Raw genomic sequence first — 5,801 nt, 5'->3', positions numbered from 1 at the left:
GGGGAGGCGGAGGAGCTGGTGTTCATCTCGGGGTCCTTGTCTGGAGTGCGGTGCGCCCCGGAGGTCGTAGGGCCCCGAACGCGACAGGCGCCCCGGGCCTTGTCGGCCCGGGGCGCCTGGGAAGTCGCGTGTCAGTTCAAGCAGCGCGACCATGGCAGCCGGACGGGCCGGTGCCATAGGTAAAGACGAAGGTCTGGTGCTCGCGCATACGGCCAGTATGGACCCGGCGCCCCCGCGCGGGTCAAAGCGGGCGGGGACGGTGACCGGATGGTGAGACGTATCGGCGGCTTCGGCCCGTCGTCGCTCCCCGTTAGAATCGAGACAACTTGTCTCCCCCTATGTCACGCCGGAAGGCCGCCCCGTGCCAGCAGCGCCCACCGCCGCCCCCGATGTCGTCCTCGTCGTCGACTTCGGTGCGCAGTACGCCCAGCTCATCGCCCGACGCGTCCGCGAGGCCCGTGTCTACAGCGAGATCGTCCCGTCCACGATGCCCGTGGCCGAGATGCTGGCGAAGAAGCCCAGGGCGGTCATCCTCTCCGGCGGCCCGTCCTCCGTCTACGCGGAGAACGCGCCGAGCGTCGACAGCGCGCTCTTCGAGGCCGGTGTCCCGGTCTTCGGGATGTGCTACGGCTTCCAGCTCATGGCGACCGCGCTCGGCGGCACCGTCGACAACACGGGCGCGCGTGAGTACGGCCGTACGCCGCTGCGTGTCTCCAAGACCGGCTCCACGCTCTTCGAGGGCACCCCGGCCGAGCAGGCGGTCTGGATGTCGCACGGCGACGCCTGTTCCGCCGCGCCCGCCGGGTTCACCGTCACCGCGTCCACGGACGTCGTGCCCGTCGCGGCCTTCGAGAACGACGAGAAGAGGCTGTACGGGGTCCAGCACCATCCCGAGGTGATGCACTCCACCTACGGCCAGCAGGTCCTGGAGCACTTCCTCTACCGCGGCGCCGGTATCGAGCCGACCTGGACCACCGCCAATGTGCTGGACGAGCAGATCACCCTCGTGCGTGAGCGCGTGGGCACCAAGCGCGCCATCTGCGGTCTGTCGGGCGGTGTGGACTCGGCCGTGGCCGCCGCGCTGGTCCAGCGGGCCATCGGCGACCAGCTCACCTGCGTCTATGTCGACCACGGCCTGATGCGCAAGGGGGAGACGGAGCAGGTCGAGAAGGACTTCGTCGCCGCCACGGGCGTACAGCTCAAGGTCGTCGACGCGCAGGAGCGCTTCCTCGCCGCGCTGGCCGGTGTCTCCGATCCCGAGCAGAAGCGGAAGATCATCGGCCGGGAGTTCATCCGGGTCTTCGAGCAGGCGCAGGCCGAGATCGTCGCCGAGGCGGGCGCGGACGGCGAGGACGTCGCGTTCCTCGTACAGGGCACGCTCTACCCGGACGTCGTGGAGTCGGGCGGCGGCACCGGCACCGCCAACATCAAGTCGCACCACAATGTCGGCGGGCTCCCCGAGGACATCGAGTTCGAGCTGGTCGAGCCGCTGCGGCAGCTCTTCAAGGACGAGGTCCGGATGGTCGGCCAGGAGCTGGGCCTGCCGGACGAGATCGTCCACCGCCAGCCCTTCCCGGGCCCCGGGCTCGGTATCCGTATCGTCGGCGAGGTCACGCGCGAGCGTCTCGACCTGCTGCGCGAGGCCGACGCGATCGCCCGCGAGGAGCTGACCGCGGCCGGTCTCGACCGTGACATCTGGCAGTGCCCGGTGGTCCTGCTCGCGGATGTACGGTCCGTCGGCGTCCAGGGCGACGGGCGGTCCTACGGTCATCCGATCGTGCTGCGGCCCGTCTCGTCCGAGGACGCGATGACCGCGGACTGGACCCGGATGCCGTACGACGTGCTGGCCCGGATCTCCACTCGGATCACCAACGAGGTCGCGGATGTGAACCGCGTGGTCCTCGATGTGACGAGCAAGCCGCCGGGCACCATCGAGTGGGAGTGACCCGGGCGGGCCGGCCCGGGCGGGAGTGAGCGCGGCCGGGGACCGGGCTCCCGGGGGGCCGGACACGTGTGCCGCCCGGTGACCCGACGTCGGCGACCTGACATCGGCGAGTCGGCGTCGGTGAGCCGGAGTGGGCGAGCCGGCGTCGGTGAGTCAACGGGAAGTCGACATCGTCACCGTGTTCTCACCTGTACCGACCGGGCCGATTGCGCGCGTACCTCACTCTGTACGGCACAATTCCCAGGCGTAGCAAGGAAGTTCGTGGGCGGGGCGGGGAAGGCGGCATTCGGCGTGGCTGTGCAAGTGGCAAGAGAGGGCGCGCACGGCGGGGGCTGTACATGCGGCGACTGCCCGCACGGAGCGCGCGAGGGGCATCGGCGGGCCGTGGCCGCGTTCCTGGCGAAGCGGGACGAACTGGCCACCGGGCAAGGACTTCCGGCCGCGGTCGCGCACTCGGCGGGAGCCTCCCGGCAGTGGGTGTCGGACGAACTGACCCAGTCCGCCCTCGCGGTGGCCGATCGCAGCCGTGAGGCGGGCAACGCCTGGCTGCACTCCGTCTGGCGCCACACGCTGCTGGCGGTGTGGGGCGCGGTCGTGGTGCTCGCGCTGGCCCAGACCACGACCGCGATCGGAGCCGGCTGGAGTGCCGCCCGTACGGCCGGGCTGGTCGCGGCGCTCGTCGTCGCGGGACTGCTGACCGTCGCGGCCCGGCTCCACCGTGCCCGCGGCGGACTGCTCGCACCTCTGATCGGTGAGGACAACCGGCTGTCGACCTCGCGGACCATCGCCTCCGCCTGGGTGCTGCTCGTCGTCTTCTCCGTGCTCGTGCTGGCCCTTCAGCTCGCGGGCGCCTCCGGGCACGCCCGGCGCGACGAGCTGATCGCCGGGCTCGAACTGGCCCAGGGCGCGGGCATGGTGACCGTACTGGCCGTGGTGTGCGGTATCGCCGTGATCGTCCGCCGGGTGGTGGCCGTACGCGTACTGGCGCAGCGGCTCCAGAAGGTACGGGCCGAGCGCCCGCGGCTGGCCGATCTGCTCTGCGACGACGGCGGGCGCGGCAGCTTCACCGATGTGCAGTACGCGGTCGTCAATGTCGTCGCCCTTCTTTTCTCCGGTGTCCGTCTCGCCCGGCGGCCCGAGCAGCTGCCCGACCTGCCCTGGGCGCTGGCCCTGCTGGTCGCCGTCTCCGCCGCCACCTACTTCGCGGGCAAGTACGCGGAGGGCGGGCGGCCCCTCGTCCTGTCGGTCGTACGGGCCAGGGAGGCGGGCGATCTGGACGCCCCCATCCGTACCGGCGACGACATCGAGATCCGTGGCGCCGGCTTCGTACCACCGGGCGCGGGCACTCCGGACCGGCTGGCCCGGATGGTCGTGCGGATCGGCCCCGTCCATGTCCATGTACCGCTCATCCCGGTGCCCGGAGGCTTCGCCAATCCCTCCGACACCTGCCTCACCGTGCCCGTACCGGTCGATGTGGAGCCCGGCTCCGTCGAGGTGCAGGTCGTGACCGCGGCGGGAGTGGAGACCAACCGCGTGATCGTCGAGGTCATGGACTGACCGCGGCTGAACGTATCTCAGGCGCAGTTGTTCAAACCCTTCACAGACATGGCCGATTCCTGAGGGCCCGACGGCTGGTTCACTGAGCGCCGGACGGGTCGTATCCGTATGCATGGGCAAGGGCACACGAGGGCACTGGCTCCCGTGGCAGCGGTGTGGGACAGGGAGAGGCGGACCGGCGATGACCTATGGCTACCGGACGGACACCTATGGGCAGATCGGAGGTGAGCCGCGCGGCTGGCGGGAGAACGCCACACGCTTCGCGCTGCTGCCGTTGCGGATCTTCCTCGGCGTCACCTTCATCTACGCGGGAATCGACAAACTGACTCAGAGCGGTTTCATCGCGGCGACCGGTCCGGGCTCGGTCGGCGAGCTGATGCGCGGGGTCCGGGACAGCTCGGCCGTTCCGGCGCTGGTCGATCTCGCGCTCAGGAGCCCTTCGGGATTCGGATACGCCATCGCCATTGGTGAACTCGCCGTCGGCCTGGGCACGCTCTTCGGCGTGCTGGCCCGGCTCGCCGCGTTCGGCGGCGCCCTCATCTCACTGAGCCTGTGGCTGACCGTGAGCTGGCAGAGCGACCCGTACTACTACGGCAACGACCTCGCCTATCTCATGGCCTGGCTGCCGCTGGTGCTCGCCGGTGCCCCGGTGTTCTCCCTCGACGCGCTCCTGGCCGACCGGCGCCGGCGTATGAGGTAGTCGGCGGCGGAGACGACGGAGGCCAGGACGAGACCGCCGAAGACCACCGGGAACACCGTGTACCACGGTGTGTGCCAGGAGCCCGCGGTGTCACCGGCGTACACGACCGCCGCGCCGAGCACGGCCAGTCCCGCGATCAGCCGCCCGGGACGGAACTCATGACGCTGCACGGGTCACCTCCACCTGGCCGAGGCCGACTTCGAGCTCCAGATCCAGCGTGCCGGCCGGGGCGGAGCCCGCGCGCGGTGTCAGCGTGCGCAGGCGGGAGTGGTCCGGGGCTATGTCCACATCGTTCGGCGGATCCCCTGGCAGCCGGATGTCCCCGAGCCCTGCCTGGGCACGCAGTTTCACGGTCACTCCCCGCGGTACGACGACCTTGAGCTGCCCGGCGCCCACCTCGGCGGACGTACTGACCGTGCGGCCCTCGGGCACGGCGAGCCCGGACAGGTCGAGTGTGCCGACGCCGGAGCCCAGCTCGTACCGCGGCTGCACCGCGGTGACCGAGGCGGGTGTCCAGTGCCGACGGCCCCACTCCGTGGTGATGTTCTTCGGGACGGCCGACGCGCCCGCGAGCAGTCCGGCGGTGACCACCGCCAGGAAGACCGTGCCGACGCCGGTGCGGCCCAGGAAGGCGCTGACGGCCAGACCGATCCCGAAGACCGCGAGCGCGCAGGCCAGTCCTGTCTCCAGGCTCGTGCCGAACGGCCGGCTGTCCCACGACAGGCCCGTGCCGAGCCCGCCCGCTATCAGCGCGAGCATCAGCAGATTGCCGCCGAATCCGCGCGGTCCGTGGGAAAGGGCCGGGCGCGCCGAGGTGGCCGAGTGGTGCCACGACCGCTTCGCGCCGCCCTCGCCGCTCACGCCCTCCTCAGGACCCCACAGATAGACACCCACGGTCGGCCCCGTGGTGCCGTCCTTGACTATCGGGTCGCGCCACCACGAGTGGATCCCCGGCGTCGGCGGCGCCATCGTCTCCGGAGGCGCCTCCGCCACGGCCTGGGCCGTGGCCGGATCGAGTGTCGCGCCGTCGGGCGCGGCGGTGCGGCGGCGCTGCGACCACACGGCGGAGCCGACGACGGCGAGCGAGAGCATGGCGGCGAAGCCGAGGGTGCCGTCATTGCCGAGCATGGACAGGAACAGCCCGCAGCCGATCAGCGCGAGCAGCACGGCGATCAGCGAGGCCCCGTCCACCCGTCCCGACAGCAGTCTGCGGGCCTCGTTCTCCTCCTCGCCCTCCAGCGGGATCAGCAGCCACGCGAAGCCGTAGAAGATCAGCCCGATACCGCCGGTGACCGTGAGTACTCCGACGACGATCCGGAAGATCACCGGATCCACGTCGCAGTACCGCCCGAGCCCGCCGCACACACCGGCGAACACCTTCTGGCGCGGGCTGCGCTGAAGCCGAGGGGACGCGGGAGGCGGCGGCGCTGAGCCCGGGGCGGACGCGGAAGCGGATCCCTCGGGCGGCGCGGCGGCCTGTGCGCTGGGCGACGGGGCCGACGGCTGGGTCATATGTCCATGGTGACGGTCCGTGTCCCGCGCCTCCAGCCATCCCGACCCTGGGCTCACCCTGATATTGGCGCGGGACACGGACCGTCA

Annotated in this window: 4 protein-coding genes; 3 read left to right on the top strand and 1 reads right to left on the bottom strand. The window is 71.2% G+C overall.

All coding sequences use genetic code 11. The annotated features are described in order from the left end of the window. Positions 1-361 precede the first annotated feature (361 nt). The 3 genes from guaA to BFF77_RS24245 all read left to right on the top strand — a co-directional run bounded on the left by guaA (position 362) and on the right by BFF77_RS24245 (position 4,202). Positions 362-1,945, top strand: coding sequence for a glutamine-hydrolyzing GMP synthase (gene guaA, locus BFF77_RS24255; RefSeq protein WP_066953393.1), 1,584 nt, complete (start codon positions 362-364; stop codon positions 1,943-1,945). A gap of 291 nt (positions 1,946-2,236) precedes the next feature. Further along, entirely contained in the window at positions 2,237-3,502 is a 1,266-nt protein-coding gene (locus BFF77_RS24250) for a hypothetical protein (protein WP_079125446.1), read from the top strand. A gap of 181 nt (positions 3,503-3,683) precedes the next feature. Then, positions 3,684-4,202, top strand: a complete 519-nt coding sequence (locus tag BFF77_RS24245) for a DoxX family protein (RefSeq protein WP_066953389.1) — start codon at positions 3,684-3,686, stop codon at positions 4,200-4,202. Positions 4,203-4,358: 156 nt separating this feature from the next. Here BFF77_RS24245 and BFF77_RS24235 read toward each other — a convergent pair whose 3' ends face one another. Continuing rightward, positions 4,359-5,714, bottom strand: a complete 1,356-nt coding sequence (locus BFF77_RS24235; protein ID WP_066953385.1) for a PspC domain-containing protein — start codon at positions 5,712-5,714, stop codon at positions 4,359-4,361. Between the last annotated feature and the right edge of the window lie 87 nt (positions 5,715-5,801).

Source organism: Streptomyces lushanensis (genome assembly GCF_001700515.1).
Lineage (GTDB): Bacteria > Actinomycetota > Actinomycetes > Streptomycetales > Streptomycetaceae > Streptomyces > Streptomyces lushanensis.
The sequence above is the reverse complement of the archived record's forward strand: the minus strand, read 5'-3'. Positions and strand labels throughout refer to the sequence as shown.

Excerpts from the sequence above, each read along its gene's own strand:
- BFF77_RS24245 (WP_066953389.1), top strand. The coding sequence starts at position 3,684 with ATGACCTATGGCTACCGGACGGACACCTATGGGCAGATCGGAGGTGAG.
- BFF77_RS24235 (WP_066953385.1), bottom strand. The coding sequence starts at position 5,714 with ATGACCCAGCCGTCGGCCCCGTCGCCCAGCGCACAGGCCGCCGCGCCG.